General features: G+C 64.4%; 26 protein-coding genes and 2 tRNA genes. 15 read left to right on the forward strand and 13 right to left on the reverse strand.

Annotated features, from left to right (window positions below):
- The first annotated feature begins 78 nt into the window (after window positions 1-78).
- Window positions 79-1,632, forward strand: coding sequence for an ArnT family glycosyltransferase (locus tag GRI68_RS01595; RefSeq protein WP_160615390.1), 1,554 nt, complete (start codon window positions 79-81; stop codon window positions 1,630-1,632).
- Here GRI68_RS01595 and GRI68_RS01600 read toward each other — a convergent pair.
- Together GRI68_RS01600 and GRI68_RS01605 are read right to left on the reverse strand one after the other, a co-directional pair.
- A complete protein-coding gene (locus GRI68_RS01600; RefSeq protein WP_199799690.1) occupies window positions 1,629-2,066 on the reverse strand; it encodes a GtrA family protein in 438 nt (145 codons plus the stop codon). The genes GRI68_RS01595 and GRI68_RS01600 overlap by 4 nt on opposite strands.
- A complete protein-coding gene (locus GRI68_RS01605; RefSeq protein WP_160615392.1) occupies window positions 2,059-3,039 on the reverse strand; it encodes a glycosyltransferase family 2 protein in 981 nt (326 codons plus the stop codon). The genes GRI68_RS01600 and GRI68_RS01605 overlap by 8 nt, the downstream gene beginning before the upstream one ends.
- Window positions 3,040-3,195: 156 nt before the next feature.
- Here GRI68_RS01605 and GRI68_RS13585 point away from each other — a divergent pair, with 156 nt between their 5' ends.
- The gene (locus GRI68_RS13585; RefSeq protein ID WP_199799691.1) at window positions 3,196-3,345 is read left to right on the forward strand and encodes a hypothetical protein; all 150 of its coding nucleotides are present in this window, start codon (window positions 3,196-3,198) and stop codon (window positions 3,343-3,345) included.
- 110 nt (window positions 3,346-3,455) lie between these two features.
- Here GRI68_RS13585 and GRI68_RS01610 read toward each other — a convergent pair whose 3' ends face one another.
- The 4 genes from GRI68_RS01610 to GRI68_RS01625 all read right to left on the reverse strand — a co-directional run bounded on the left by GRI68_RS01610 (window position 3,456) and on the right by GRI68_RS01625 (window position 8,476).
- Window positions 3,456-5,357, reverse strand: a complete 1,902-nt coding sequence (locus GRI68_RS01610) for a hypothetical protein (RefSeq protein WP_160615393.1) — start codon at window positions 5,355-5,357, stop codon at window positions 3,456-3,458.
- A gap of 95 nt (window positions 5,358-5,452) precedes the next feature.
- Window positions 5,453-5,692, reverse strand: coding sequence for a hypothetical protein (locus GRI68_RS01615; protein ID WP_160615394.1), 240 nt, complete (start codon window positions 5,690-5,692; stop codon window positions 5,453-5,455).
- Between the two features lie 67 nt (window positions 5,693-5,759).
- Complete coding sequence (locus GRI68_RS01620; RefSeq protein ID WP_160615395.1) at window positions 5,760-6,536, reverse strand: hypothetical protein; 777 nt, start codon at window positions 6,534-6,536, stop codon at window positions 5,760-5,762.
- Between the two features lie 179 nt (window positions 6,537-6,715).
- Window positions 6,716-8,476 carry an alpha/beta fold hydrolase gene (locus GRI68_RS01625; protein ID WP_160615396.1) on the reverse strand — a complete coding sequence of 587 codons (1,761 nt, stop codon included), beginning with the start codon at window positions 8,474-8,476 and terminating at the stop codon, window positions 6,716-6,718.
- 95 nt (window positions 8,477-8,571) lie between these two features.
- Here GRI68_RS01625 and GRI68_RS01630 point away from each other — a divergent pair, with 95 nt between their 5' ends.
- The 4 genes from GRI68_RS01630 to GRI68_RS01645 all read left to right on the forward strand — a co-directional run bounded on the left by GRI68_RS01630 (window position 8,572) and on the right by GRI68_RS01645 (window position 11,378).
- Window positions 8,572-9,264, forward strand: a complete 693-nt coding sequence (locus GRI68_RS01630; RefSeq protein WP_160615397.1) for a helix-turn-helix transcriptional regulator — start codon at window positions 8,572-8,574, stop codon at window positions 9,262-9,264.
- 122 nt (window positions 9,265-9,386) lie between these two features.
- Window positions 9,387-9,728: a hypothetical protein gene (locus tag GRI68_RS01635; protein ID WP_160615398.1), complete on the forward strand. Its 342-nt coding sequence runs from the start codon at window positions 9,387-9,389 to the stop codon at window positions 9,726-9,728.
- A gap of 38 nt (window positions 9,729-9,766) precedes the next feature.
- Complete coding sequence (trhO, locus tag GRI68_RS01640; protein ID WP_160617791.1) at window positions 9,767-10,744, forward strand: oxygen-dependent tRNA uridine(34) hydroxylase TrhO; 978 nt, start codon at window positions 9,767-9,769, stop codon at window positions 10,742-10,744.
- Window positions 10,734-11,378, forward strand: a complete 645-nt coding sequence (locus GRI68_RS01645; protein WP_160617790.1) for a glutathione S-transferase — start codon at window positions 10,734-10,736, stop codon at window positions 11,376-11,378. The genes trhO and GRI68_RS01645 overlap by 11 nt, the downstream gene beginning before the upstream one ends.
- A gap of 81 nt (window positions 11,379-11,459) precedes the next feature.
- Here the strand turns inward: GRI68_RS01645 and GRI68_RS01650 are convergent.
- Window positions 11,460-11,534 (reverse strand) — tRNA-Val (locus GRI68_RS01650).
- Window positions 11,535-11,655: 121 nt separating this feature from the next.
- Here GRI68_RS01650 and GRI68_RS01655 point away from each other — a divergent pair.
- Both GRI68_RS01655 and GRI68_RS01660 read left to right on the forward strand, forming a co-directional pair.
- Window positions 11,656-11,979, forward strand: coding sequence for a DUF3297 family protein (locus GRI68_RS01655; protein WP_160615399.1), 324 nt, complete (start codon window positions 11,656-11,658; stop codon window positions 11,977-11,979).
- A 156-nt stretch (window positions 11,980-12,135) separates the two neighbouring features.
- A complete protein-coding gene (locus GRI68_RS01660; RefSeq protein WP_160615400.1) occupies window positions 12,136-12,855 on the forward strand; it encodes a hypothetical protein in 720 nt (239 codons plus the stop codon).
- A gap of 21 nt (window positions 12,856-12,876) precedes the next feature.
- Here GRI68_RS01660 and astD read toward each other — a convergent pair whose 3' ends face one another.
- Window positions 12,877-14,301, reverse strand: a complete 1,425-nt coding sequence (gene astD / locus GRI68_RS01665) for a succinylglutamate-semialdehyde dehydrogenase (RefSeq protein ID WP_160615401.1) — start codon at window positions 14,299-14,301, stop codon at window positions 12,877-12,879.
- A gap of 74 nt (window positions 14,302-14,375) precedes the next feature.
- Complete coding sequence (locus GRI68_RS01670) at window positions 14,376-15,797, reverse strand: protein adenylyltransferase SelO family protein (protein ID WP_160615402.1); 1,422 nt, start codon at window positions 15,795-15,797, stop codon at window positions 14,376-14,378.
- Between the two features lie 59 nt (window positions 15,798-15,856).
- Here GRI68_RS01670 and GRI68_RS01675 point away from each other — a divergent pair, with 59 nt between their 5' ends.
- The 5 genes from GRI68_RS01675 to GRI68_RS01695 all read left to right on the forward strand — a co-directional run bounded on the left by GRI68_RS01675 (window position 15,857) and on the right by GRI68_RS01695 (window position 21,567).
- Entirely contained in the window at window positions 15,857-16,750 is an 894-nt protein-coding gene (locus GRI68_RS01675) for an alpha/beta fold hydrolase (RefSeq protein ID WP_160615403.1), read from the forward strand.
- Entirely contained in the window at window positions 16,747-17,880 is a 1,134-nt protein-coding gene (locus GRI68_RS01680; RefSeq protein ID WP_160615404.1) for a glycosyltransferase, read from the forward strand. The genes GRI68_RS01675 and GRI68_RS01680 overlap by 4 nt, the downstream gene beginning before the upstream one ends.
- 139 nt (window positions 17,881-18,019) lie before the next feature.
- Window positions 18,020-18,802, forward strand: a complete 783-nt coding sequence (locus GRI68_RS01685; protein WP_160615405.1) for a tetratricopeptide repeat protein — start codon at window positions 18,020-18,022, stop codon at window positions 18,800-18,802.
- Window positions 18,803-18,845: 43 nt separating this feature from the next.
- A complete protein-coding gene (locus tag GRI68_RS01690; protein WP_234028680.1) occupies window positions 18,846-20,186 on the forward strand; it encodes an outer membrane protein assembly factor BamB family protein in 1,341 nt (446 codons plus the stop codon).
- 43 nt (window positions 20,187-20,229) lie between these two features.
- Entirely contained in the window at window positions 20,230-21,567 is a 1,338-nt protein-coding gene (locus tag GRI68_RS01695) for a methyltransferase family protein (protein WP_234028681.1), read from the forward strand.
- Between the two features lie 3 nt (window positions 21,568-21,570).
- Here the strand turns inward: GRI68_RS01695 and GRI68_RS01700 are convergent, their stop codons facing one another.
- Window positions 21,571-22,941 (reverse strand): glutamate--cysteine ligase, encoded by a 1,371-nt coding sequence (locus GRI68_RS01700; RefSeq protein ID WP_160615407.1) that lies wholly within the window; start codon window positions 22,939-22,941, stop codon window positions 21,571-21,573.
- A gap of 38 nt (window positions 22,942-22,979) precedes the next feature.
- A complete protein-coding gene (locus tag GRI68_RS01705) occupies window positions 22,980-23,732 on the reverse strand; it encodes a 16S rRNA (uracil(1498)-N(3))-methyltransferase (protein WP_160615408.1) in 753 nt (250 codons plus the stop codon).
- 90 nt (window positions 23,733-23,822) lie between these two features.
- Between GRI68_RS01705 and ubiA the strand changes: the two genes are divergently transcribed.
- Window positions 23,823-24,740: a 4-hydroxybenzoate octaprenyltransferase gene (gene ubiA, locus GRI68_RS01710; RefSeq protein ID WP_160615409.1), complete on the forward strand. Its 918-nt coding sequence runs from the start codon at window positions 23,823-23,825 to the stop codon at window positions 24,738-24,740.
- On the opposite strand, the gene GRI68_RS01715 is transcribed toward ubiA, so the two are convergent.
- Complete coding sequence (locus GRI68_RS01715; RefSeq protein ID WP_160615410.1) at window positions 24,737-25,468, reverse strand: queuosine precursor transporter; 732 nt, start codon at window positions 25,466-25,468, stop codon at window positions 24,737-24,739. The genes ubiA and GRI68_RS01715 overlap by 4 nt on opposite strands.
- 61 nt (window positions 25,469-25,529) lie before the next feature.
- On the opposite strand from GRI68_RS01715, the gene GRI68_RS01720 reads away from it, so the two are divergent.
- Window positions 25,530-25,606 (forward strand) — tRNA-Arg (locus tag GRI68_RS01720).
- Between the two features lie 152 nt (window positions 25,607-25,758).
- Here GRI68_RS01720 and GRI68_RS01725 read toward each other — a convergent pair.
- A complete protein-coding gene (locus tag GRI68_RS01725) occupies window positions 25,759-26,043 on the reverse strand; it encodes a 1-deoxy-D-xylulose-5-phosphate synthase (RefSeq protein WP_234028682.1) in 285 nt (94 codons plus the stop codon).
- Between the last annotated feature and the right edge of the window lie 53 nt (window positions 26,044-26,096).

Raw genomic sequence — 26,096 nt, forward strand, 5'->3', positions numbered from 1 at the left:
CCTGGCGCGCTCCCCCCTTTTGCGTGTCGGCTATTGCCTTTGTCCGCCGCTTGATGTTGTGCGCTGTTTCACCACACCATGACTCAATCCTTCGCCGATCGCCTGCATGCCTTCATGGCACCGCGCCGCGCCATGCCGCTGCTTATCATTTGCGCGCTGTCGCTGATCCCGCTCTCGCTGATCGCGATCGTCAACCATGACGAGACGCAGTATCACGCCGCGGCCTATCTGGTGTCGCGCGGGCTGACCCCGTTCGTCGATTTCCTTTATCTGCAAACGCCTTACCAGCCCTACGTCTTCGCGCCGGTCATCAAGCTATTCGCAGGCTACTCCTTCATCGCCTCGCGGCTGCTGACAGCCCTGTTCGGCATTGCCTCGATGGCACTGCTGTATGGCGCGGCACGACGGCTAGGCATCGAGCGCTGGCGCGCCGCGATCGCCGCGCTGTTCCTCTATTTCAGCCATCCGTTCACCTTTGCCACCGCCGCGATCCGCAACGATGCGCTGCCGCTGCTGCTGCTGTGTTTCGCGCTCTTCGTCCTGTTCCGCTCGCGCCGCGAATTTGCCGGCCCGGTGGGACTGTTCGTGGCCGGTCTCTCGGTCGGCCTCGCGACGGGGATCAAGCTCTCCTATGCGCCGGTGGTGGTCGCGATGGTGCTGTTCCCGGCGATCGCCTATCTGTTCGTGCGCGAGGGCAAGGCGCGTATGATCGGGCAGAGCTTTACGCTTGCGTTCGGCGCGGCCACGGCATTGCTCCCGATCCTGCTGTTCCGCGACTGGGCGCCCGATGCGTTCGATTATGGCGTGTTCGGATACCATCTCCACGCCCCGCGCGACTGGTACATCCTCAACGGAATGAGCTGGCGCTTCAGTGCGGGCGGCAAGGCACTCGACATTTGGGTCGCGCTGGTGCGCGGACCGGCGCTGGCGACGATCCTGATCTATGGCTGGTGGCGCTGGAACTCACTGCGCCGGCAACGCCCGCAGGATCCGGTGACGATCGCACTCGATTGCATCGCAGGGGCGGGCTTCTTCGCCTTCGTGCTGCCGACGCCGACCTGGCATCAATATCTGCTGCCGCTGCTACCGCCGCTCTATCTCGCCTTCGCACGCGAATGGCAGGTGCGGGCAGAGCGCGGCCGCTTCCTGGGCGAACATACCAAGCGCTCGTTCTACTTCTTCGGCCTGATCGGGCTGATCCACCCCTTTGTCTATCTCGGCATGTTCCTGCTATCGAACCAGCCGACGCCGTTCAGCGTCACCCGCGAAGCGCACGCGCTGGGCGAATTGGTGTCCGACAAGACCACCACGGTGGTGTCGCTATCGCCCGAGATCGTGATCGATAGCGGGTTGCAGCTCGATCCGGAGTTCTCGTCCGGTCCGTTCGCCTATCGCACCGGCCATATGCGGCCCGATCCGCTCGAAGAGGCGCTACCGATCGTGTCCTTCGGCACGGTCCAGGATTACCTTTCGCGCATGCGGCCCAAGGTGATCGTCACCGGCTACGAGAATTTCGACCATGTTGACCGGATCGGACTGGAGCGGCCGATCATCGAATATGCCGAAAAAGCCGGGTATCGCAGGGTTCCGAGCGGCGATCGCGAAGCGGTCTACTGGCTGCGTGAGGACTAGCGCGAAGCCGAGTCTCCGTCGTCGCGTTCGCGGAAAACGAAGCGCGCGCTGGCGAGGTAATTGACCGCCAGCCCTGCAACCGATCCGGCAGCCACCGCAATCTCGGGATAGGTCGCGACGAACGCGATGAAGGTCACCAGCGCCGAATAGACCGCATAGTTGATCAGCCCGCCCGCGCTGTTGGCGAGAAGGAATTTCGCCCATTCGCGCAGGCTCGGTGAGGTTCGCATCGCAAAGGTATGGCGACGGTTGAACCACCAGGTGAATGTCGCCGCGCACAGATAGGAGAATATGCGCCCGAAATAGAGCCCCAGCCCCGCCAGCAGGCCGAGCCGGAGCGCGGCGATATCGACGAAGAAGCCCGCCGCTCCCACCACGGCGAAGCGCCAGAACGGATGGGCGAGCAGGCGCGCAGATCGCGTTTCTTCAGCCACGGGGAGGATCGTCGAGCGCATGCACGCCGGGGACCGACAGGTAGCTCATGCGCTTCACTTCCTGCCGTCCGCGCGTGACCGTGCGCAGGATCATCCCGCTGAAGAAAGACAGCGAGGCGAGCACCATCAGCGCGCTCGAAAGGACTGCGGTCGGCAGGCGCTCGACCAACCCGGTACGAAGGAAGTCGAGCACCACCGGGATGCCGAGACCCAGCCCGATCAGCGCGAGCACGAGGCCGATCACCGAGAAGGTGAGGAACGGTCGCTCCTGCTTCAGCAACAGCGTGATCGTGCCGAGAATGCGGAACCCGTCATGGAAGGTGCGCAGCTTGCTTTCGGAGCCCGCGGCGCGCTCGCTGAATTTGGTCTTCACCTCGTCGGCCGGCATTTCGAGCTCGAGCGCGTGGATCGTCAGCTCGGTCTCGATCTCGAACCCGCCCGACATCACGGGGAAGGATTTGACGAACCGGCGTGAGAACACGCGATAGCCGCTCAGCATGTCGGTGAAACGGTCGCCGAAGATCCCGCGAACCAGGCCGGTCAGCAGCTTGTTGCCCATGTGGTGGCCTGGCCGGTACATGTTGACCTCGCCTTGCTGGCGCGTGCCCACCACCATGTCGAGCCCGTCGCGCCGCAGCAGTTCGACCATGCCTCCGGCGGCTGCCGCCTCGTAAGTGTCGTCGGCATCGCACATCAGGTAGATATCGGCCTCGATGTCCGCGAACATCCGGCGCACCACGTGGCCTTTGCCCTGCTGGGTCTCGCGCCGCACGATCGCGCCCGCTTCGGCGGCGATCCGGCGTGTGTCGTCGGTCGAATTGTTGTCGTAGACGTAAATCGTCGCTTCGGGCAGCGCGGCGCGGAAATCGGCGACCACTTTCGCGATTCCCTGTGCCTCGTTGTAGCATGGCAGCAAGACCGCGATCCGCGCCGGGACGAGGGGGCTGGGGAGCGGTTCGGGGGATGATGTCATGGGCTCGGCCGGATAGCTGTGAGGGTGGCGCAACCGCATGGCACGATCGCCGTCTGCGTCAAGGGGCCGGTGCGCCGATCGGTCGTGGCGGGAACCGCATCATCGGCTGGCGGGTTATCCCTTTCAACGACGGGAATGAAGATGAAGGAGACAGACATGTCGAGCGTAAGCTTTCGCAGCTCGCGACCCGATGGCTGGGTATCCCCGCGTCCGCATTCCGATGCTTCGGCGCGGTTCCGCAAATACGGCGCCATCCAGCCGATGGGCCAGCCCGGTTTCTGGGCCCGCCTGTTCGGCACGCGATAGGGATTTTTGATACCGGCCTCAGGGTCGGCCAGTAAAATGAAAATACGGGCCGGCAGGATCGCTCCTGCCGGCCCGTTTCGTGTTCCGACCCCGGGTGTGCGGGGTGGGGGTCAGAACCCGAAGGTGGCGGAGACGGTGCCGCCGACGGTGTCGTCGCCGGTATTGCCTCCGATTCCGGCCGAGACGTAGACCTTCTCGGCGATGCGGCCAGTCAGCATCGCGGCAAAGCCCTGTTCGCCGCCATATGTAGAGGCAGCGACCGTCATCGAGACGCCGCTGTCCGGTACGATCTTGCCCTGGCCCATCGCCATCGCCGCGGCGACCCCGCCGATCGCGCGACCGTCGAGCTCCTCTAGGCTGAAGGTGAGGTCGTCGATCCGCCCGCCCAGCGCCGCAACATCGCTGCTCAGCGCGTCGAACTGCGCGTCGGTGACCGCGGCGATGTAGCCGACATCGGCGCGCACCGCATCGACCGACGCTGCCGTCGCAACCTGCTGCCTGCCGAGCACGCCGTCGGCATCGACCGTCACGACATCGACCGGGCCCTGCTGCGCGGCGGTGCTTGCATCGATATCGCCGATCCGCACCGCGCTGCCGGTGCCGCCGATCGTGACTTGGTCGTTGGCGGTGGTGACCGCGCCGAAGCCGATTGCGGTGGCGCGGGCATGCTGCGCCTTGGCGCCATTGCCGACGGCGGTGGACCGCGCCGCCGGAGCATAGCTCTGATAGCCGAGCGCGGTCGAAAACTGGCCGCGCGCGGCGGAAAAGGCACCGAAGGCGAGCGCACCCGCGCCAGTGGCCTCCGAACCAGATCCGGCAGCGGTGGCCTGAACATTGGTCGCCACGGCGCCATGGCCGAAGGCGGTGCTGCGAAGCCCAGAAGCCGTGCTATCGGCACCAAGAGCCAAGGCTTCGCTATTGTCGGCCACCGCATCGCGCCCCATCGCGATCGCATTCGCGCCTCCCGTCGCCTGCGCGCGCAAACCTAAAGCGAGCGAATTCTGTGTGGAGGAAAGCGAATCCGTGCCGATCGCGATCGAATTGGGGCCGTTGGCTTCCGCACCGATCTCAAGAGCATCGGTACCATCGCTACCGATGGCGATACCACCTGGCCCAAAGGCGCTGGCGCTTTTACCCAATGCCGTGCTGCTGTTCGAAGCAGAGGCTGAGCGTCCGATGGCCACGCCATTGAAATTGGCGCTGGCGAGATGACCCAATGAAGTAGCGTCTGAATTTGCGTAGGCGTCCGTCCCGACAGCGGTCCCATTGGCCCCCACCGCGCGCGCGCCATCGCCATTCCCGTCGCCGTCCGCCCCGATGGCGATGGTGTTGATTGCAGCCGCTCGCGCCGATGCTCCCAATGCAGTGGCAGCCCTTTCAACCGCGGAAGCAGCTTGTCCGATCGCGGTCGCCCTGACGCCGGCAGCGTTGGCACTTTCACCCATGGCCGAAGCCTGCAGCGCCGAAGCCTGTGCGCCTTCGCCGAAAGCCGAGGATTGTAAGCCGGTTGCCTTGGCATTTTCACCGAGTGCGGTGGCTTCATCGCCGCTCGCCGTGGCGTTGGCGCCGATTGCGGTTGCGCCGAACAAACCCGACGCTTCCGAATTGTATCCGATCGCCGTGGCTGTCGTCTCGCTGGCCAGGCTGTCGTAACCGATCGCGGTGCTGTTGAACGCGGTTGCCGAGGCCAGCTTGCCGACCGCGGTCGCATTGGTGCCGACGGCGGCGGCGCTGTATCCGACCGCCGTCGTGCCATTCTGATTGGCGAAAGCGAAGCTGCCGATTGCCGTACTGTCATCTCCGGTGGCGGTGGCGTTCGCGCCGCAGGCGAGCTGGGCGTCATTGCCTTCGCTGTCGGCATTGCCGTCATTGTCGGTACCGGCGTCGGCCACGCCGTCATTGTCGCGATCGAGCAGGCAGTCTTCGGCCTGCGCGGGCGTCACGAACGCCGCGGAGAGAGTGAGGGCCAGCATGCTGGAGGCGAGTTTCAGTCGGGCAATACGATCGATCATGGCAATAACTCCTTTGTTGCGCGGCTTACGGGCCGCGCGTCGGGTACGAATTCGATTGTCGGGGGTGAGGGGAGCGCGCTTTCCGCGCGCCCCGATCAGCGGTCGCGCATCTCGTCGACCCGCCTGTTAATTTCCTCGTTCTGGCGTTCTTCCCACGCCTTGAGCTCGGCCTTCTGTTCGGCACTCAGATTGTCGGCATTCTCATCGACGATATCGAGCTCGACGTCCTCACCGCGCGAGGCCTTTTCGGCCTGGCTCTGGAGGCCGGTGTTCCGGTCGCCCGATCCGCATGCGGCAAGCGCGCAAACGAGCAGGGAAGCGAGTGGCTTCTTCATGGGAGTTCCCCTTTGCAGTCTTGATGGAATGCCAGACGACCGGGCGTGGTCGCCTGGCTATGGCACCTCACCTGACCGTGATGCGCCCGGCATTCGCCTGGTAATCCTCGCCGTCGCTTGCGCGATAATGGACCACGAGGTCGTAGCGTCCCGCACGGGTCGGCATCACCAGGTACTCGCCCTCGTCGGAGATGACCGCGTCGTACTGGACGGTCTTCGCCGTGCGACGATTCTCAACGAAACTGACGCGGTTGTAATAGTAGCGCGGGCCCCTGAGCGTGACAGGCACGCGCGCGCCGCGGGATGCGGTCGTGGGCAGGTCGCCGATGATCGGACGGGCATCCAGCTCGACCGAGACCGGCGTCGAAGAGATCACGTTGTCGACGTCTTCGGCCGTCACCTGCAATTGATATTGGCCCGGCGTATCCGGGGCATCGACGCGGACCACGACATGCGTGTCGGCCTCGTCGAGATCGGTATCCGACAGGTAGGTCGTGCTGCGAATTCCCCGCTGGCCGCGCGTTCCGGCCTGGCGGAGGATCACCCTGTAGGTCCCCTTCTCGACGATCGGCTGGTCGACCTTGACCAGCATCAGATGTTCGGTGCCGGCCAGCATCGGGCCGCTGTCGAGAACGGATGCGTCGCCGAGATAGGAGCGGTCGCCCGGGCTGGCGCGCTCGTCGGTTCCCCGGCGCGTATCGTCGCCCACCGCGTCTTCCAGCGCATCGGCGGCGCGTTTCACATCGCGCACGAGATCGCCGAAGCTCTGTGCATGGACGGTGCTGGGGACAGCTGCGAGCAGGATTGCGGCGCAGGTCGAAAGGGTAATCGGCTTGATGGACATGATTGTACCTCCGGTGTTGGTCGAACGGACGCCGGGGGCAGGCACATGCCAAGCGGGCAGAGAGGCTAATCAGCCTCGCCTGCACCATCGATGACCCTCCGATCCCTCCTTGCAAAAGGAGTTGGATCGCCCCGCGCATCGCATGACCTTGGCCTAGGGCGGCACGGCGTGGACGCGCATCACCTTTGGGGGGTATAAAGGATTTTTTCTCGTTCCATGCGACTGGATGCTGGCCCGCACACACGATCGACGATTGTCCGCGCGACCAGTGTCGCCTGCTGGTAGAGCAGCAATTCGCCCGATTTCGGTGCTGCCTCGATCGTTACGCGGTTGGTCGGGCCAAGCGCCTTGGCAAACGAGTGCCGATCGAGGATCACGCCGGATTCGGGCACCAGGAAATGCACGTCGCCGGGAAAATCGTGCAGGTCTTTCGGCCAGTCGTGCGAGACCGTCTGGAGCTCGCGGGCGAAGGCTTCGGGCCCCTGGCGCAGCAAGTGGAGCGCCGCCTGGCGGATCAGCGGCAAGTCCCGGCCGTCGCGAAAGCTGTCGCGGTCGACTTCCTCGGCATCGAGCAGGCGCGCAAGGTACCAGTCGGGACCGTGGCGGATCAGATTGCGATAGGCGATACCGACGAACAGGCGCAGCAGCTTCGGCGCATTGCGCGCCAGGCTGAAGATGATCTTCTGATGGGTAGGCGGCGCGGAATGTGCTGCGAAGCTGCGATGCCAGAGGTAATTGAGCCCGATCACCTGCTTCACGAGATCGGGCTTCTGCCTGGCCAGCGCCAGCGCGATGGCAATACCGTTGTTCGTTCCCACCACCGCAACATCGCGCAAGCCGGTCGCATCGCAAAACTGGCTCAGCACGCCGAGGTTCTCCTCTAGCGCGCCGCGTGCGGGATCGAAATCGCTTTCGCCGAAGCCGGGGCGTGAGGGAATGATCAGTTTCAGCCCCGCCGCTTTCAGGAGCGCCTCGGCCCGGTCGGGCAGGAGGAAGCCGATAGACTGGCCGTGCAGCATCAGGACGCGCCGTCCGTGTTCGGCCCCCATCCATGTATGCGCCATCCGCAGGCCGTCGCTGCGGACGAAGAATTCCTGCCGGCCCAGCGGGTCTTCCCAAGCCGATAGCGCCGACCCGCGATGCGCGCCGCGTCGCGCGGCGATCGATCCGGTCAGTCGCGCCAGGTCGATCCGGTTGCCGGCGCCGGTCTTGGCGAGGATGCTCTGCACCTGCTTCTTGACCGTTTCGGCGGAGGTGCCTCGCTTTTCTGCAATGGTGGTCAATGTGCCGCGCTCGAACAGGCCGCGCGCGACATCGCATTCGGCATCGGTCAGGGCGAAGCTCTCGCGCAAGGTCCGGTCGACATCGTCCGACCACGGCACGTCGAGCATCCGCAAGGCGAAGACCGAACGCCTGGTGCGCGATGGCCGCAACCGGATGATCTCGAAGCAGTGGCCGTGCCGGGGGTCGACGATCGCGTCGTCGAGCCGCATCGCCAGCGCCTCATCGAGCGGCAGCGTTTCCGGATTGCGGAGCAGGTTTTCGAACGAAGCGCGATAGGTGGGATCGATGAGGTCGGAGCGGAAACGGTGTCCGTTGGCCAGGCCAAACAGCGCGCGACCGGCCGTGTTGGCAACGATTTGCCGCCCGCGGTCGTCGATGACGATCGCCGCCGCGCCGACATCTTCGACCACGCGCCGGATCGGATCTTCGGTCACCGGCGAGGGATCGACTTCGATCAGCTCGCCGATCGCGTCGAGCTGGCGATCGATCACCTCGTCGCCCGCGATCGATCGATCGGTTCTGTCGGATATCTCGATGTGATCCTGCAAGGCACGGATCAGCAAATCGAACGCGGCCCCGTCGCCGAGCGAGCGATAGAGCGCGGCGACCAGATCGAGTTCGGCCCGGCGAATGTCCGACTGGTCCGGTTCGATCATCGGGAAATCATGGGAAGGAGATATCGCATGCGCACGCGCTTGGGCAAAGGCGCCCGATTGCGCATACCCCCAACAGGGTATATTCCTTCTCCTTGATGAAGGGGGGCGACATGTTGGACCGGCTCGAGCGGGTCAATTCCGAGCGGGAATTGTGGGCCGCCGTCGAGGCGATGGTGCGGGAAGAAGGCTTCTCCGACTACATCTATATCTACCATAATGGCGGCACGCTCTATCATCGCACCACCATCGACCCGGCCTTCTACCCCGGGCCCCAGGACGACCCGTTCCTGCGCTTCTGCTGCAATAATCACGAAGTCACACTGACCGGGCCGGAATTTGCGCAGTCCTACACCTACCTGAGCGTGGCCGAGCGGGCGTTCATCGCCACCTGTTCGCAATCGGGCCTGGTTTCCGGCCTCGCTATCCCTGTCGCGCTGCGCCTGCGTGCCGGCTATGGCGGGTTCAATCTGTTGTCGGATATGACTCGCGATGCTTTCGAGCGTCATTGCAAAGGACGCCGCGAGCGGTTGCGTGCGGCGTGCCTGCTCGCGCATAGGCGGCTCGACGAAATGGGCGTACTGGACGGTAGTGCTGCGTTGCCTCTGGAGGAGCTCACCGGGCGCGAGCGCGAAATTTTTGAGCTTCTCGCGCGGGGGCTGCCGCGCAAGGACATATCCGACCGTCTCGGCATCTCCCCGCACACGGTCGGCGCCCATTCGAAAGCGATCTACCGCAAGCTGGGTATCCGCTCGCAGAACGAAGCAATCCGGTTCGCTGCAAGGGGCTGATACCTGGAGTAGGCGGTGGACAAGCGAGGGGCCACCGCGACATGGACAGCGTGCCACTCGCAAAGACCCGGCCGGCCCGCTAAACGGCGGTCCGATCAAGCGGACAATTCGGGCACAGTATCATGGCGCGCAAATATTCTAAGGGTAGGGGCCATGAGGAACGGCTTCGCGACAAAGCCGAAGAGACCTCACCACCCGTGCCGTGCTGGCTCTGCGGCCGCGCGCTGGGCAAGGCCATCGTCCTCCACCATCCCGTTCCCAAGAGCCGGGGCGGGCGCGATGTCGTGCCGATGCACCCTATCTGCCAGCAAACCCTGATCGCCAATTTCACCAATGCCGAGTTGCAGCGCCTCGCGCTCGACACCGAGGCGATCCTGGAAAATCCCGACATGCGCAAATTCGTCGACTGGGTGGCGAACAAGGACCCCGATTTCCACGCCAGCACGGCCAGGAAAAAGCGCTGATGGCCGACATCCCCGTGAAACATGCTACGAAAATTCCCATGACCATGCCGATCGAAGAAAACGCGCAGCCGATCTGCGTTGCCGCACTGTATCGTTTCGCCTCCCTGGACGGCATCGCGCAGCTGCGCGAACCGCTGAAGCGGTTGTGCGACGACGAAGGCATCAAGGGTACGCTGCTGCTGGCGAGCGAAGGCATCAACGGCACGATCGCCGGGTTCAGAGGCGGCATAGACCGGGTTCTGGACCATATTCGCAGCTGGCTGGACTGTGCCGATCTCGATGTGAAGTTTTCGGGCGCGGCGACCATGCCGTTTCACCGGATGAAGGTGCGATTGAAGCAGGAAATCGTCACCATGGGGCAGCCCGGCATCGATCCGGCTGTCGATGCGGGCACCTATGTCGATCCGCATGACTGGAACGCGCTGGTCGACGATCCCGACACGATCGTCATCGACACGCGCAACGACTACGAGGTCTCGATTGGTTCGTTCGCAGGGTCGATCAATCCGATGACCGGCAGTTTTCGCGACTTTCCGGAGTGGTTCGCGCGCGAACGCGAGCGCCTGCTCGGATCGGAAAACCCGCCTAGGGTCGCCATGTTCTGCACCGGTGGCATCCGCTGCGAAAAGGCGTCGGCCTTCCTGAAGAAGGAGGGGCTCGAGGACGTATTCCATCTCAAGGGCGGCATCCTAGCCTACCTCGAGGCGATGCCCGAGGAGGAGAGCAGGTGGGAAGGCGAGTGCTTCGTGTTCGACCAACGCGTCGCGGTCGGCCACGCGCTTTCGCAGGGCACGCATGAACTGTGCTTCGCCTGCCGTCGTCCGGTAAGTGAGGCGGACAAGCAGTCGCCGCTTTACGAACCCGGAGTGAGCTGTCCGGCCTGCCATGGCGAAAGGGACGACGAACAGCGCGCGTCCTATCGCGAGCGTCATCGCCAGGAAATGCGCGCCGCCAGCGAAGGTCGCGCGCATGTCGGTGCGGTGCTTGCAGAGACGGGGGCCAATGATGGCGACTGAGCGCATTCTCTACAGCTTCCGCCGCTGTCCCTACGCGATCCGCGCGCGGCTCGCCCTTGCGATCAACGAAACACCTTATGTGCTGCGCGAGGTCAAACTGGCACGAAAACCCGAGGCGATGCTCGAAGCTTCGCCCAAGGGCACGGTGCCGGTCCTCGTCCTTGCCGACGCAACGGTCATCGACGAGAGCTCGCAGATCATGCGCTGGGCGCTCGAACGCAACGATCCCGAGGGGTGGCTGGAGCGGGACGACGTCGCGCTGATCGAGCGCAATGACGGGGCGTTCAAGCACGATCTCGATCGCTACAAATATCCCGATCGCCATGATTCCGATGCGGAGGCGCACCGCGCGCGGGGGATGGAGTTTTTAAGCCTTCTCGACGCGCGATTGGCCGACCAGCCGCACCTGTGCGGTGCGAGGCGGGGAATCGCCGACGCGGCGATCATGCCGTTCGTGCGCCAGTTCGCAGCGGTGGATTCGGATTGGTTCGCGGCCCAGCCGATCCCGCATCTGCAGAAATGGCTGGCAGACAATCTTGCCTCGCGATTGTTCGAGACCGTAATGCTTCGCGTCGCGCCTTGGTCGCCGGGCGACCCGGCTGTTGTCGTTCCGGGGGATGCCGTGGAATCGTAAGGCGTTCGCGGGAACAGTTCGCGATCCAAGCGGCACTGTCCCGGCCGATGGGCCACGTCGAACGTCGAAACATCGAGAAGATGGTGGGCGCGGCAAGGATTGAACTTGCGACCCCACCCGTGTGAAGGGTGTGCTCTACCACTGAGCTACGCGCCCGCTCGCTTGAGCGAAGGCGGCCCGATACCGCTGCTCGCGGCGAATGACAAGCCAGAGATTGCACGCGCGCATTCATTGGGGCGATTGACAAGGGGGGCGGGCGCAGCCAACAGCGCGCGCCATGAACGATACGCCCGAAAAGCCCGCCACCGACGCCGCCGATACCGCAGGGTCCGGCCCGGACCTGCCGCCCGATCACCTTTCGGTCGAGCCTGGCAGCGAATTTTTCGATGTCGACAAGCTGCAGCGCGGGGTCGCGATTTCCTTCAAGGGTGCGCGCCGCACCAATGTCGAGGAGTATTGCATCTCGGAGGGCTGGGTGCGCGTACAGGCCGGCAAAACGGTCGACCGCAAGGGCAAACCGCTGACGATCAAGCTCAATGGCCCGGTCGAAGCCTGGTACGAGGATCTGGGCGAGGACGCTCCGCACGCCAAGGCGGACTGAACCGGTCCGGCGCCTATATTCGGCCCTAGAACGAGAAACGGCGTCGCGGCGTGGGCTGCGACGCCGTTTCTCGTTTTGGCACATGCGAGGGTGCCCCCTTATCGCAATCGCTCGAGCGAGGTATACGGCGGCAAATTATATCGAGAGGATCACCCGATGCGCACCCGACTGTTCCTGTATGCTCCGATGGCCACGCTGGCCTTGGCGCTCGCCGCCTGCAGCGACAACGAGGATACTGCCGATACGCAAGGCGAGCAGGATCCTGCGACCGCCGGCGCGCTGGGCGAGGATATCATGGTCGACCCCGACCGGATCGACCAGGCGGGCAAGGATGGCGTTCTCAAGGGTGGCGATCCGGCGTCTGCGGCGATCCCGATGGATCCCGAAACACGCGAACAGGTGAACAAGGCGCGCGAGGAAGCGCGGCAATTGCTGGGCGGCGGGCGCATTGCCGACGCGCCCGCGCCGGGCGACGGGTTCACCGACACGCTCGTCGGTGCCGCGCAGGCGATCCAGCGTGGCAATAGCGGCGTGAATTGCGCCAGCGGAGCGGAATACTCGGCCACTTGGGCCGATCGCATGCCCGAACCCTTCACCGTCTATCCGCGCGGCGCCGTGCTCGAGGCGGCTGGAAATGACGAGCAGGGGTGTGCCTTGCGGGTGACCGAATTCACCACTGCCGTGCCCGCACAGGATGTAGTCAATTTCTATAATGCGCGGGCGCGCAAGGCCGGGTTCTCGGCTAGTCTGATGCGCGACGAGGAGGGTGGGACCGTGATCGGCGGGCGCAAGGGCGACGCGGCCTATTACATCGCCGTCGACAAGCGCGAAGACGGGCTGACGCTGGTCCAGCTGATGGCGCGCGCGGGCAGCTGAGCCTGCGCGGGCCGGTAGCGGTCAGCGGTCCGGATTGATCTCTTCGAGGCCCACGCCGATATTGGCGCGCGGCTGGTCCATCTCGGTCGAGGCGACCGGATAGGCGCAATAATCTGCCGCGTAGAAGGCTGCCGGCCGGTGATTGCCCGACAGGCCGATCCCGCCAAAAGGCTGCTTCGAGCTCGCCCCGTTGGTCGGGCGATTCCAGTTCACGATTCCGGCGCGGATATTGGCCCAGAAACACTTGTAATCGGCCGGACTGCCGCCGATCAGCGAGGCCGACAGGCCGAAGCGCGTGCGATTGGCCTCGGCGATCGCCTCGTCGAGTTCGGACACTTTCACCACTTGCAGGATCGGACCGAACAGCTCGACATCGGGGCGCTGTTCCATCTCGGTCACGTCGACGATGGCAGGCGTCAGAAAGGGAAGCCCTTCGCGCGGTTTGTTGAGGTGCCGGATCGCCTTCCCGCCATTGGTGATCAGGTAGACGAAGCTCTCCATCAACCCGTCGGCGGTCTGGTTGTCGATCACCGGGCCCATGAACGGCGCAGGGTCCGCAAAGGGTTCGTCGACGATGATGCGCCCGGTGAGCTTCTTCAGCTTCTCGATGATCGGATCGTACAGCGTGTCGCGCACGATCAGGCGGCGCGCGGCGGTGCAGCGCTGGCCCGCGCTGGTGAATGCGCTTTGTACGATCAGCGCGGCGGCATCGTCGAGCAACGGGGTGTCCCACAGCACGATCGGGTTGTTACCGCCCATTTCGAGTGCGACGATCTTGCCCGGATTGGAGGCAAGCTTACGGTTGATCGCAATCCCGGCATGGGCGCTGCCGGTGAACAGAACGCCGTCGATCCCGTCATGCGCGACCAGCGCTTCGCCTTCGTCGCGCGCGCCGATCAGCAATTGTACAACGCCATCGGGCACGCCGGCCGCATGGAACGCGCCGACCAGCATTTCTCCGACGGCAGGGGTCTTCTCGCTCGGCTTGAAGATCACGCAATTGCCCGCGATCAGCGCCGGGATCATGTGGCCGTTGGGCAGGTGGGCGGGGAAATTGTAGGGGCCGAGCACGGCCATTACACCGTGCGGCTTGTGCCGGATCGCGGCCTTGCCCTGCAGCGCATTGTCGAACGAGCGCTGCGGCGTGCGTTCGGCATAGGCGGTGATCGAAATCTCCACCTTGGCGATCACCGCGTCGACTTCGGTCCGCGCTTCCCACAGCGGCTTGCCGGTTTCGCGCGCGATGGTTTCCGCCAGTTTGTCGGCGATCGCGCGCACTTCGTTGGCGAAGCGGCGCATCAACTCGATCCGCGTGGCGAGCGGCTTCGAGGCCCAGTCGGCCCAGCTGGCGCGCGCCTTTTCCACCACCTCGTCGACATCGCCGACAGGTGCACGCCACATTTCTTCGCCCGTTGCCGGTTCGAATGATACGATTTCGGAACTCACAGAGGACCCCGCCTTATTTCTGATTGGACCGCGACATAGTAAAGCGGCGGACTAAACGCAAAACCAACGCCCGGTCAGCGCGATCGGTCCCCTGACGAAGCAATTGGGCCGAGCGCCTCGCCGAGGCGGCGGATTTGCGCGACTGCACCTTCGAGCACCGACCAATCGTCGTCGCGATCGATCGCGGCCCAGATCTCTTCGACCCGCTCGATTTCGAGCGAGGGCACCTCGTCGGGCGCGAAAGGCAGCGGTGCGGCGTCGCTCCTATGGGCACGGGCGGCCAGAAGGCGCTCCAGATCGTCGACGGGTTCGCCATCGAACAGGCGATAGCGTGCGAAGACGCGATCGGGCGCGCTGCCTTCCTCGACCATCCGCCGCTCCATCGCCGCGATTAAAGCTGTGTCGTCCTCCTTTTCGCCCGGTTCGAGGCCAAGCCGCCATATCCAGCGGCGGCGCAGAGAGGCTTCGTAGAGTTGGCCATAACGATCGAGCGCGGCGATTAGTGGCTCGCTATCGCTCAGCGTCCGCAGGGCCACTGCGAGCTGCATGCAGTTCCAGTGCACCGCCTCGGGCTGGCGGCCGAACGCATAGAGCCCGCCGTGGTCGAAATAGGCCGCGACGAAGCTCGCATCCCAGCGCGGCAGGAAACGCCAGGGACCGTAATCGAAGCTTTCGCCGGAAATGTTCATGTTGTCGGTATTGAGGACGCCGTGCACGAAGCCTGCAACCATCCAGCCTGCGGCCGTATCGGCGAGACGCTCGACCACCTGGTGGAGCAGGATGACGGCGGGCTCGTCGCGCCCCGGGGTATCATCTGGAGGCAAGGGGCCGGGATATTGCGCGAGGCAATAGTCGACCAGCTGCGCCATGTGATCGCGCTCCTCGAGCAAGGCGAGGCGCTGAAAGGTACCGATGCGGATATGACCGTGGCTGAGCCGGGTGAGCACGGCGGATCGGGTCGGTGAGGGCTCGTCATGGCGTTCCAGCTGCTCGCCGGTCTCGATCACCGCGAAAGTGCGCGAGGTGTTCACGCCCAGTGCTTCGAGCATTTCGGTAGCGAGGATTTCCCGCACCGCGCCCTTCAGCGTCAGGCGCCCGTCGCCGCTGCGGCTATAGGGCGTGGTACCCGATCCCTTGGTACCGAGGTCGAGCAGGCGGTCATCCCGGTCGCGCAACTGCGCGAAAAGAAACCCGCGGCCATCGCCGATATCGGGATTGTACACCCGGAACTGATGACCGTGATAGGCGAGGGCCAGTGGCTGTTCGAGATTGCCATCAAGCGGCTCGAAACGGCCCAGATGGCGCACGAAATCGTCATCAGACCAGCCTTGCAGCCCGACCGTCTCCGCCGCGCGCCGATTCGCGAAGCGAAGACGCGTTTGCGGGAAGTCTGCCGCCGCGACGGGCGAGGCCAGCCAATCGGCCAGTGCATTGATCTGGGGATCGGGGCGGTAAGGGGCGGGCTGATGTGCTGTGGGTTGCTCTGATGGGCGCATATCGCCAAGGGTGGGGACGCAGCGCAACAAGCGCAAGCCAGCATTCGGACGGGAGCTCGATGAGCGACGAAAACGACAGCTTCGAAGAACGCTATTGGACCAGCCCCGATGGGCTCAAATTGCATTTCCGGGATTATGCCGGACCCGAGGCCGGGCCAGGGACGAGCATTCTCCCGCCGGTGATCTGCCTGCCCGGCCTGACCCGTAATTCCCGCGATTTCGAGGATCTGGCCGAACATCTCGCCGGGCGCACCCGTGTGATCTGCCCTTCGCTGCGTGGACGCGGCGACAGCGAATATGCCAGCGACAGCGCGACCTACGTGCCGACGCAATATGTCGCCGACCTGCTCGCGCTGTTCGAGCAGGAAGGGATCGATCGCGCGATCTTCGTCGGCACTTCGCTCGGCGGCATCCTTACCATGCTGATGGCAGCGACGAAGCCCGATCTGATTGCTGGTGCGCTGATCAACGATATCGGTCCGGAAATTTCGGATGAAGGGCTCGACCGGATCCGCTCCTATGTCGGGCAGGGCGGCTCCTTCCCCACCTGGATGCACGCCGCCCGCGCAATCGAGGAAGGCCAAGGCCCGATCTTCCCTGGCTATGACACGGACGACTGGATCAAGATGGCCAAGCGCGCGATGACGGTCGGCACTAACCAGCGCATCTGCTACGACTACGACGCCAAGATCGCCGAGCCATTCGGGGGTGAAAGCGCCGAAGGCGGCGGCGATTTGTGGGAGCCGTTCGGGGTGCTCGCGGCCAAGCCGCTGGTGATTGTGCGCGGCGAAACGTCGGACATTCTTTCTCCCGAGACCCTAGCGCGGATGAACAATCAGGCAGACGATGCCGAAGTCGTGATCGTGCCCGAGGTCGGCCATGCGCCCTATCTCGAGGATGACGCCTCGCTCGCGGCGCTTGACCGCCTGCTCGATCGGATTGCCGCCCGATGACGCTCAAGGTTCTGCACCTTCATTCGAGTTTCGACGTGGGGGGCAAGGAAATGCGCTCCGTGCGGCTGATGGAGGCGTTCGGTCGCAAGCTCGATCAAACCGTCGTGTCCGCCGAGCCGGGCGCGCTGAGTGCGGGCCACGGGATGAAGAAGTCGGTTTCGGTCCGCTACCCGGCCGATTTCCCGCCGCTCAAGGGGCGGCCGACGCCGGGGCGGTTGCAAAAGCTCGCCAAGGCGATGAGCGATTACGACCTGATCCTGACGTATAATTTCGGCGCGATGGATGCGGTGATGGCGCATACGCTGTTCGCCGACCTCCATTCGCTGCCGCCGCTGGTCCATCATGAAGACGGCTTCAACCAGGACGAGATCGCCAAGCGCAAATGGACGCGCAACTGGTATCGCCGGATCGGCCTGGGCCGCGCCTCGGCGCTGGTGGTTCCGTCGACCGGGCTCGAAGAGATCGCCAAGACCGAATGGCAGCAGCCCGAATGGCGCGTTCAGCGGATCATCAACGGCATCGAAACGGCGCGCTATGGTCGGCGCTCGCGCCCCGATGCGCTGCCCGGTCTGGTCAAGCGCGAAGGCGAGTTCTTCATCGGGACGCTGGCGGGCCTCCGTAAGGTCAAGAATCTGCCGTTGCTGGTCGAAGCGATCGTCGGTCTGCCCGAGTTTTGGCATCTCGTGATCGTGGGCGAGGGCGCGGAGCGTGAGGAAATCCGCGCTGCGGCCGACCGGTTGGGTGTCTCGGACCGCGTCCACATGCCCGGTTATGTCGAGGATCCGGCGCAAGTGCTGGGATTGTTCGACCTCTACGCGCTATCGTCGCATAGCGAGCAATTCCCGCTCTCGGTGGTGGAGGCGATGGCAAGCGGGCTGGCAGTGGTCGCGCCCGATATCGGCGACATCAGGACCATGGTTTCCAAACCCAATCGCGATTTTATCGCCGCCGCGGGCGACGGGAAGCATTTGGCGGAGAACCTTGCTGCCCTGGTGAGGGACGACGGCGCCCGCGCGGCAATCGGCCAGGCCAATCGCGATCGGGCGCGTGATCTCTATGACGAAAAGGCGATGATCGAGGATTACCGCGCGATCTATGCCCGAGCACTCAAGCTGCCGCGCTTCCCCTGAGCAGGACCATACCGGCGCGTAGCGGACCGCCAATGGGCATGTTCAGCCGTGCTTCACGCGCGCGTCCACAGGTTGTCCGTTGAATTGACGGGCCAGCACGGTAAATAGCGCGCACGAAATTCCATACGAAAGACCCAACTTGGCCATTCCTCCGGAAAACACGACGCCTGCCCCTACCAAGCCGACGCGCGAAGGCGCCGAGCAGGACGGCTTCATGCGCGAAGTCGATGAAGCGCTGCGCGAGCAGCAGATGCAGGATGTGGCGAAGAAATACGGCGTGCCGATCACCATTCTGGTGGTCCTCGTCATTGCCGGTGTCGGTGGCTGGCTCTGGTGGGACGGTTCCCAAACCGCCGCCCAGGAAGATCGCGGCGAACGCTACACCATGGCGCTCGACCGGATCCGTGAAGGTCAGCCCGAATCTGCCGACGATCTCCTTGCCAAGCTTGCAACCGAGGAAGCCAGTGACACCGCGGTGCTCGCGCGGCTGACGCAGGCCGGCGTCGCGCTGGAGGCCGGCAAGACCGACGAAGCGATCAAGACCTACGATGCGATCGCCGCCGATGGCGACGTGCCGGAAATGATGCGCGACCTTGCCACCGTCCGCGGTGTCGCGGCCAAGTATGACGATCTTGAGCCGCAGGCCGTGATCGACCGGTTGAAGCCGCTCGCCGTTGCCGGCAATCCGTGGTTTGGCAGCGCGGGCGAGATGGTCGCGATGGCCTATCTCGCGCAAGGCAAGGACGATCTCGCCGGACCGCTGTTCGGGGAGTTGGCACGTAATGAGGATGTGCCCGAATCGATCCGCCGTCGGGCGGGCCAGATGGCCGGGATCCTCGGCGAGGACTCGATCGACGATACCGACGAGGCGCTCAAACGCAGCGGCCTTAGCTCGCGCGCTCCGGCTGCGCCCCCGCAATAATGCCTCCGCTATGAGCCTAGCGCCGCAGCAGCAAGGAATGAAGATGAAAACGATGACACACGCGCGCACCCGGTTCGCTGGGGCTCTGCTTCTGGCTCTCGCGACGGCGGGCTGCGGCCTGTTCGATGGCGCGGACAAGCCCAAGACCCCCACGGTGGGAGACCGCCAGCCGATCCTCTCGCGGATCGAATCGGGTGCGGTGGCCGATCCTTCGCTCGCCAGTGTCAGCGTGATCCTTCCCCCGGCCGCGGCGAATGCGGAATTCGCCCAGCCCAGCGGCGGCGCCTCGAACGCCTATGGCCACCTCGCACTGGGCGCCAGCCCGGTCGAGGCTTGGACGGCCCAGATCGCCGGCAGCGGCACCAAGGAACGCCTCGCTTCGCCTCCGGTGATCGGCGATGGCCGTCTCTACGTTTACGACACCAGCGCAGAGATTCGCGCTTTCGACGCCACCACCGGCGCGCCGATCTGGCGCAAGGGCTATCGCGTCGATGGTGACGGTTCGGGGGCCGAGTTCGGCGGCGGCGTCAGCTACAATGCGGGCCGTGTCTACCTGACGACAGGGACCGGCGAAGTCGCTGCGCTCGATGCTGCGACGGGTGACGAAGTCTGGCGCGCCAAGCCTGCCGGTCCGCTGCGCGGTGCGCCGACGCTGGCATTCGGCTCGGTCTTCGTCGCGACCCAGAACAACGAAATCTACGCGCTCGATGGAGCCACCGGCGACGTCCAGTGGTTCGAATCGGGTGCGGTCGGCCAGGCCGGCGTGTTCGGCGTTGCGGCTCCTGCAGCGGCGCAGGGCACCCTGATAGCGGGCTACAGCTCGGGCGAACTGGCGGCCTATCGCTATGAAAACGGTCGCCAGCTGTGGGGCGATGCCCTCGCACGGACGTCGGTTTCCACTTCGGTCGGCACGATCACCGATATCGATGCCAATCCGATCATCGACCAGGGCCGCGTCTATGCGCTGGGCCAGGGCGGTCGCATGGCGGCGTATGAACTGGTTACCGGTCAGCGTATCTGGGAACTGAATCTCGGCGGGATCTCGACGCCTGCCGTCGCCGGCGAGTGGATCTTCACCCTCACCAGCGACAGCCAGCTGCTCGCCATCCAGCGCGCGAGTGGCAAGGTGAAGTGGGTCGTCGACCTGCCCGGCTACCGCAATGTCGAGAAGAAGAAGGACCCGATCTTCTGGACCGGGCCGGTGCTCGCAGGGGACCGGTTGTGGCTGGCGAACTCCGAAGGACAGATCGGCTATGCCAGCGTGACCGACGGTTCGCTGACCTATCTCACCCAGCTCAAGTCCAAGATCACACTGCCGCCGATCGTTGCCAACAGCACGCTCTACGTGCTGGCCGATGACGGTGTGATCCACGCCTACCGCTAAGCGCCTTTCGCTGCCTTAACCATTGCGTGCTATGGCCGCGGCCATGAGCGCGGGGGGCGAAACGATGGCGGCGGAACGCCCGCCAAGCGATGTATCGAGCGCGGTCGGCTTCGTCGGCCTCGCCGGTTTGCTCGCGTGGATCGTGATCGCTCGCCAATATCCTGCGATTGCCGACCTGCTGGGATTGCCTGCCGGGCGCGGCGTGCTGTCCGGTTCGCGGGCGGCGCTGGCCGGCCTGCTGGCCAGCGCGGTGCCCATGGTGCTGTGGTCGGTGCTGGTCGAGAAGGTCCATCTGCGCGCCAGCACCGGGCTCGACTGGCGCCTGAAGCGTCCATGGGACGAGACGATCGACTGGTCGATCACCAAGCTGGCCGGGCTGTGGGCGACTTGGGCGCTGCTCTGCGCATTCTACTGGCTCGGTGCCTGGTACTGGCAGCCGCCCTATGGCTTCGCGATGCAGGTGCTTGGATGGCTCGTCGTGCCGCTGTTCGCGGGTTCGATTCCCTACGTCATCTGGCTCGATCGGCACCTCGTGAACCCGCGCGATGCGTGCTGGCATTTCGGGGCGATGCTGGTCGGGCGCGAGGCGTGGGAGAGCGACGCGGTCAAACGGCATCTGCGTGCCTGGTTTATCAAGGGGTTCTTCGGGGCGTTCATGATCGCGATCCTGCCCGATGGATTTCGCTATGTGGTCGAGGCCGATCTCTCCAGCATGCTCGATCGGCCGGTGCGCCTGGCATTGTTCCTCATCAGCCTGCTGTTCGTGTTCGATGTGCAGATCGGAACGGTCGGCTACCTCCTCACGATGAAACCGCTCGATGCGCATATCCGCTCGGGCAACCCATTCCTCGCCGGATGGATCGCGGCGCTGGTGTGCTACCCGCCGTTGATGCTGATGGATACGGGCGACGTGCTCGATTATCGCAGCAATGCGCCAGGGTGGCTGCACTGGTTCGCCGGGCACGATGCGCTGGCGCTGGTCTGGGCCGTGTGGCTGGTATTCCTGACCGCGATCTACGCCTGGGCGACGGTGATCTTCGGCCTCCGTTTTTCCAACCTTACCTATCGCGGCGTCATCACCAACGGTCCCTTTCGCTGGACGCGCCACCCGGCCTATCTTTCGAAAAATCTCTTCTGGTGGTGCGCGGTGCTGCCGTTTCTCGTGACCAGCGGAAGCGTGGTTGAAGGCTTGCGTAACGCCTTGCTGCTAGGCGCAGTGAGCGCGATCTATTACTGGCGCGCCCGCACCGAGGAAGCGCATCTCCTGCTCGAAGACGCCAAATACCGCGAATTTTACGCCTGGATGGGCGAATACGGTCTTGTGACATCGCGCCTGCGACGGCTGGGCCAGTCGCTCGCGCGGAGAGGCGGGGCGAGCTAGCGCTCAGAAACTGTATTTGTAGACCCGCTCGATATCGCCGTTCCAATCGCCGTGATACTTGTCGAGCAAGCGCTGGGCAGGAACTTTGCCGCTCGCGACGATTTCGTCGAGCGTTTCGAGAAAGCCGGCTTCGTTGTCGCCGCTCGCATTGAGACGGGCGCGGGTGTTGAGGCCCTTGCGACAGATCGCCATCACATCTTTGGCCAGATCCTGCAGCTTCCCGCCGCCGGGAATCGGCGCATCGAGCGCAAGCTTGGGCACGGCGTTGCGAAGCTCCTCACGTTCCTCGACCGACCAGTCCTTGACCAGATCCCACGCCGCATCGAGCGCATCCTGTTCGTACATCAGGCCGACCCAGAAGGCGGGAAGGGCGCAAATCCGGCTCCACGGCCCGCCATCGGCGCCGCGCATTTCGAGGAAGCTCTTGAGGCGCACCTCGGGGAAGGCGGTGGAAAGGTGATCCCACCAGTCGCTCTCGGTCGGGAGTTCGCCCGGCAGGACCTCGAGTTCACCCTTCAGAAAATCGCGGAAGCTGTGGCCCGCGGCATCGATATATCTGCCTTCGCGGAAGACGAAATACATCGGCACATCGAGCATGTAATCCGCCCAGCGTTCGTAGCCGAAATCGTCGTCGAACACGAAAGGCAGCATGCCGGTGCGGTGCGGATCGGTGTCCGACCAGATATGGCTGCGGTAGGACAGGTATCCGTTGGGCTTGCCTTCGGTGAAGGGCGAATTGGCGAACAGCGCGGTGGCGAGCGGCTGCAGCGCGAGGCCGGTGCGGAATTTCTTCACCATGTCGGCTTCGGACCCGTAATCGAGATTGACCTGGATCGTGCAGGTCCGCAGCATCATGTCGAGGCCGAGGCTGCCGACCCTCGGCATGTGCCGCATCATGATTTCGTAGCGGCCCTTGGGCATCACCGGCAGATCTTCGCGCGTCTTGTCGGGCCACATGCCGAGCCCGAGGAACCCAACCTCGAAATCTTCCGCGACGGCTTTGACCTGCTGGAGATGCCGGCCGGTTTCCGCGCAGGTATCGTGCAGGTTTTCGAGCTGCGCGCCCGACAGTTCGAGCTGGCCCGCGGGTTCGAGGCTGACGGTCCCGTCGTCGCCTGCCATCGCGATGACTTTGCCGCCTTCTTCTATCGGCTCCCAGCCATAGTCGCGCAGGCCCAGCAGGATGTCGCGAATGCCGCCGGGCTCGTCATAGGACGGGGCGCGCTTGTCCTTGGTGCGGAACACGAGCTTTTCGTGCTCGGTCCCGATACGCCAGTCGGATTTGGGCTTCTCGCCGCCGATGAAGGGGGCGATCAGCTGATCGCGGCTTTCGATGACCGGTTCGGCCTCGACGGAAGTCTTGCGCGTGCTCACGCGGGCTTCCTAGGACTCAAGATGCCCGGTGGGAAGGGTCATTTGGACCAGTCGCCGGCAACCCCCATCCACAGCGCGGTTGCAGCGATTGCCGCGGTTTCGCCGCGCAGGATACGCGGACCGAGCGTGATGGCGACCGCCTGCGGATGCGCGCGAATCGCTTCGCGCTCCGCATCGTCGAACCCGCCTTCGGGTCCGACGAGCAGCGCTGCGGCGCCCTTTGTGCCTTTCGTGAAGGCTTCGGCAGCAGGGGCGCCGCCCAGCTCGTCGGCGAAGAATAGCGCACGATCTTCAGGCCAGTCGCGCAGCAGCGCATCGAGCGATTGCGGTGCGGCGATATCCGGCAGGGCGGTGCGCGCGCACTGCTCGGCCGCTTCGGTGACGATGGTGCGCGCCCGATCGGGATTGAGCTTGTCGGCCACACAGCGCCGCGTGATCATCGGCGCGATCCGGCCAACGCCTAGCTCGGTCGCCTTTTCGAGAACGAGGTCGAAGCGGTCCTTCTTGAGCAAGGCCGGACAAAGCCAGAAATCGGGCACATCCTCGCGCGCTCGCAGCCGTTCGACCACCGCGACATCGACCCGGCGCTTGCCGACCTGCGTCACCCGCGCGGCCCATTCGCCGGTGGTATCGTCGCACAGAATCACCGCATCGCCTTCGGAAACGCGCATGACCTTGCCAAGATAATGCGCGCGATTTCCGTCGAGCGCGAAGGTGCGGCCTTCGGCCAGTTCGTCCTCGACGAACAGGCGCGGCGCGCTGCGGGGTGGCCAGGCGGGGGTGGCGGGCATGGGGTTGTCCTAACCACACTCGTCATCCCCGCGAAAGCGGGAATTCATTGACGCTTACGTCGATTCCGGCTTTCGCGAGAACGACCCATCATGAGCACTCCATCCCCCGACATCGTCCCCGATACCGAGCATCGCGGCCTCGTTGCGCGCCTGCCGCAGCTTCCGCGCGATCTGGCACAATTGGCGCGATTCGACCGTCCGATCGGCTGGTGGCTGCTGTTCTGGCCGTGCAGCTGGGGCTTGCTGCTGGCGGGCGGCGAGGGGCGCTGGGACCTGCTCGCATGGTTCCTGCTCGGCTGCGTCGCGATGCGCGGGGCGGGTTGCGTCTACAACGATATCGTCGACGCCGATCTCGATCGGCAGGTCGCGCGCACCGCGTCGCGTCCGGTAGCGAGCGGGCGGGTGGGCAAGAAGGCCGCCTGGGCGTGGTTGCTCGCACTGTGTGCGGTGGGTCTCGTCGTGCTGCTCCAGATTCGCTGGGAAGCGCAATTGGTGGCGTTGGCGAGCCTCGCGCTGGTCGCGGCCTATCCCTTCATGAAGCGGATCACCTGGTGGCCGCAGGCCTGGCTTGGACTGGTGTTCAGTTGGGGCGTACTGGTTGCGTGGATCGCGTTGCGCGACGACGGGCTCGGCGTGCTCGCCGCGCTCTATGCCGGGTGCATTTTCTGGGTCATCGGATACGACACCATCTACGCATTGCAGGATCGCGAAGACGATGCCCTGGTCGGCATCCGCTCCTCGGCACTGGCACTGGGTAGTCGCGTGATCGGCGGCGTGGCCACTTTCTACGCGCTGGCAGTCGCTTGCTGGGCATTGGCTTTTTGGCTGCTGCGCGAAGACTGGCTCGCGCTGGCCGCATTGCTGCCTATGGCGCTGCATCTGTTCTGGCAGGTCGCCACGCTCGACACTGCCAACGGGCAAAGCGCGCTCGATCGCTTCCGTTCGAACCGCTTCGCAGGCCTGCTGATGGCGCTGGCCTGCTGGGTGGTGGGGAACGCCGGGGTCTAGCGCGCCTTCGCAAATGGCGAGAAATCGGTGTCCTCGTCGAAGACATCGACGCCCTCGCGCCGCTTGAGCCAACCGACCACCGCATAGGTCACCGGGGTCAGCAGCGCCTCCCACCCGGTCTTGATCAGCCATTGCGACAGGACGACCTGCCACAGCAATTCGGGCGGCCATCCGGCGAGGCCATAAAAAGCGAGCGGATAGAAGATCAGGCTGTCGAGTCCCTGGCCGACCACCGTCGATCCGATCGTTCGAGTCCACAGATGCTTGCCCGTGGTCCAGACCTTCATCTTCGCCATCACGAAGGAATTGGCGAACTCGCCGACCCAGAAGGCCGTCATCGAGGCGACGACGATGCGCCAGGTGTTGCCGAAGACCTTTTCGTAGGCCTCTTGGCCGTCCCAGCCCTCGGCGGGCGGCAGCGCGACCACCACCCATGCCATGAACGCCATGAAGGCGAGCGCGGCGAAGCCGGTCCAGATCACCCGGCGCGCGCGGGCATAGCCATAGACCTCGGTCAGCACGTCGCCGATGATGTAGCTGATCGGGAAGAACAGCACGCCCGCGCCGAACGACCACTCGGTGCCGCCGGGCAGGGTAACATAGCTCGGCTTGGCCGCGCCGATGAGGTTCGACAACAGCAGGATCGCGACGAAGGCGGCCATCACATACGGGTAATAGCGAAACCCGGTGGCACTGGCGGCGTCTGTGCGATGCGGCGTTTGATCCATAGCAACGTTAGCTATCGCGGTTTGTGCGCCGCGCAAAGCACGCTATTGGCGCAGACGGCGCGCGCCCGTAGCTCATCTGGATAGAGCGCGAGACTTCTAATCTTGAGGCAGCAGGTTCGAGTCCTGCCGGGCGCGCCATTTTACGTTCACGGATAGAAATGCGCATGCTCGGGACGCCATGCCGAACATGCAGGCCTCCTGGGACGTTTGCTCAAGCGTATGCGGTCTGTCTGCTTTCGGAACTTGAATGCAAGAAAGCGGAATGTCGGCAAACGACCCCATTGCGGACGCTAGCTTTCCCCGCGAATATCGCGCCAATATTCTTCAGCAATATCATCGTCTATCTCAACCGGACGGCTGCTTTCAGGATAAAGTCGATCTTGTCCGTCCTTGCGAGGACCGGATATCCAAAAATGGTCGCCGTTATCGTGCGCAATGTGATTGTATTTGTAGCCATTCCCGACCTTCAGGAATGACCGTCCCCGATAATTGACGGATCGTCCCGATTTCGAAAACGTTACGCGACCTATCCGCGCAGGCCCCACCAACCCTTCGGACTTGTCTTCGATATACATGATGCGGCTTCTGGGCTTGGACATGAGGCCATCTTAGCCAGAGCGACGGTTTG

It is taken from the genome of Alteriqipengyuania halimionae (assembly GCF_009827575.1).
Lineage (GTDB): Bacteria > Pseudomonadota > Alphaproteobacteria > Sphingomonadales > Sphingomonadaceae > Alteriqipengyuania_A > Alteriqipengyuania_A halimionae.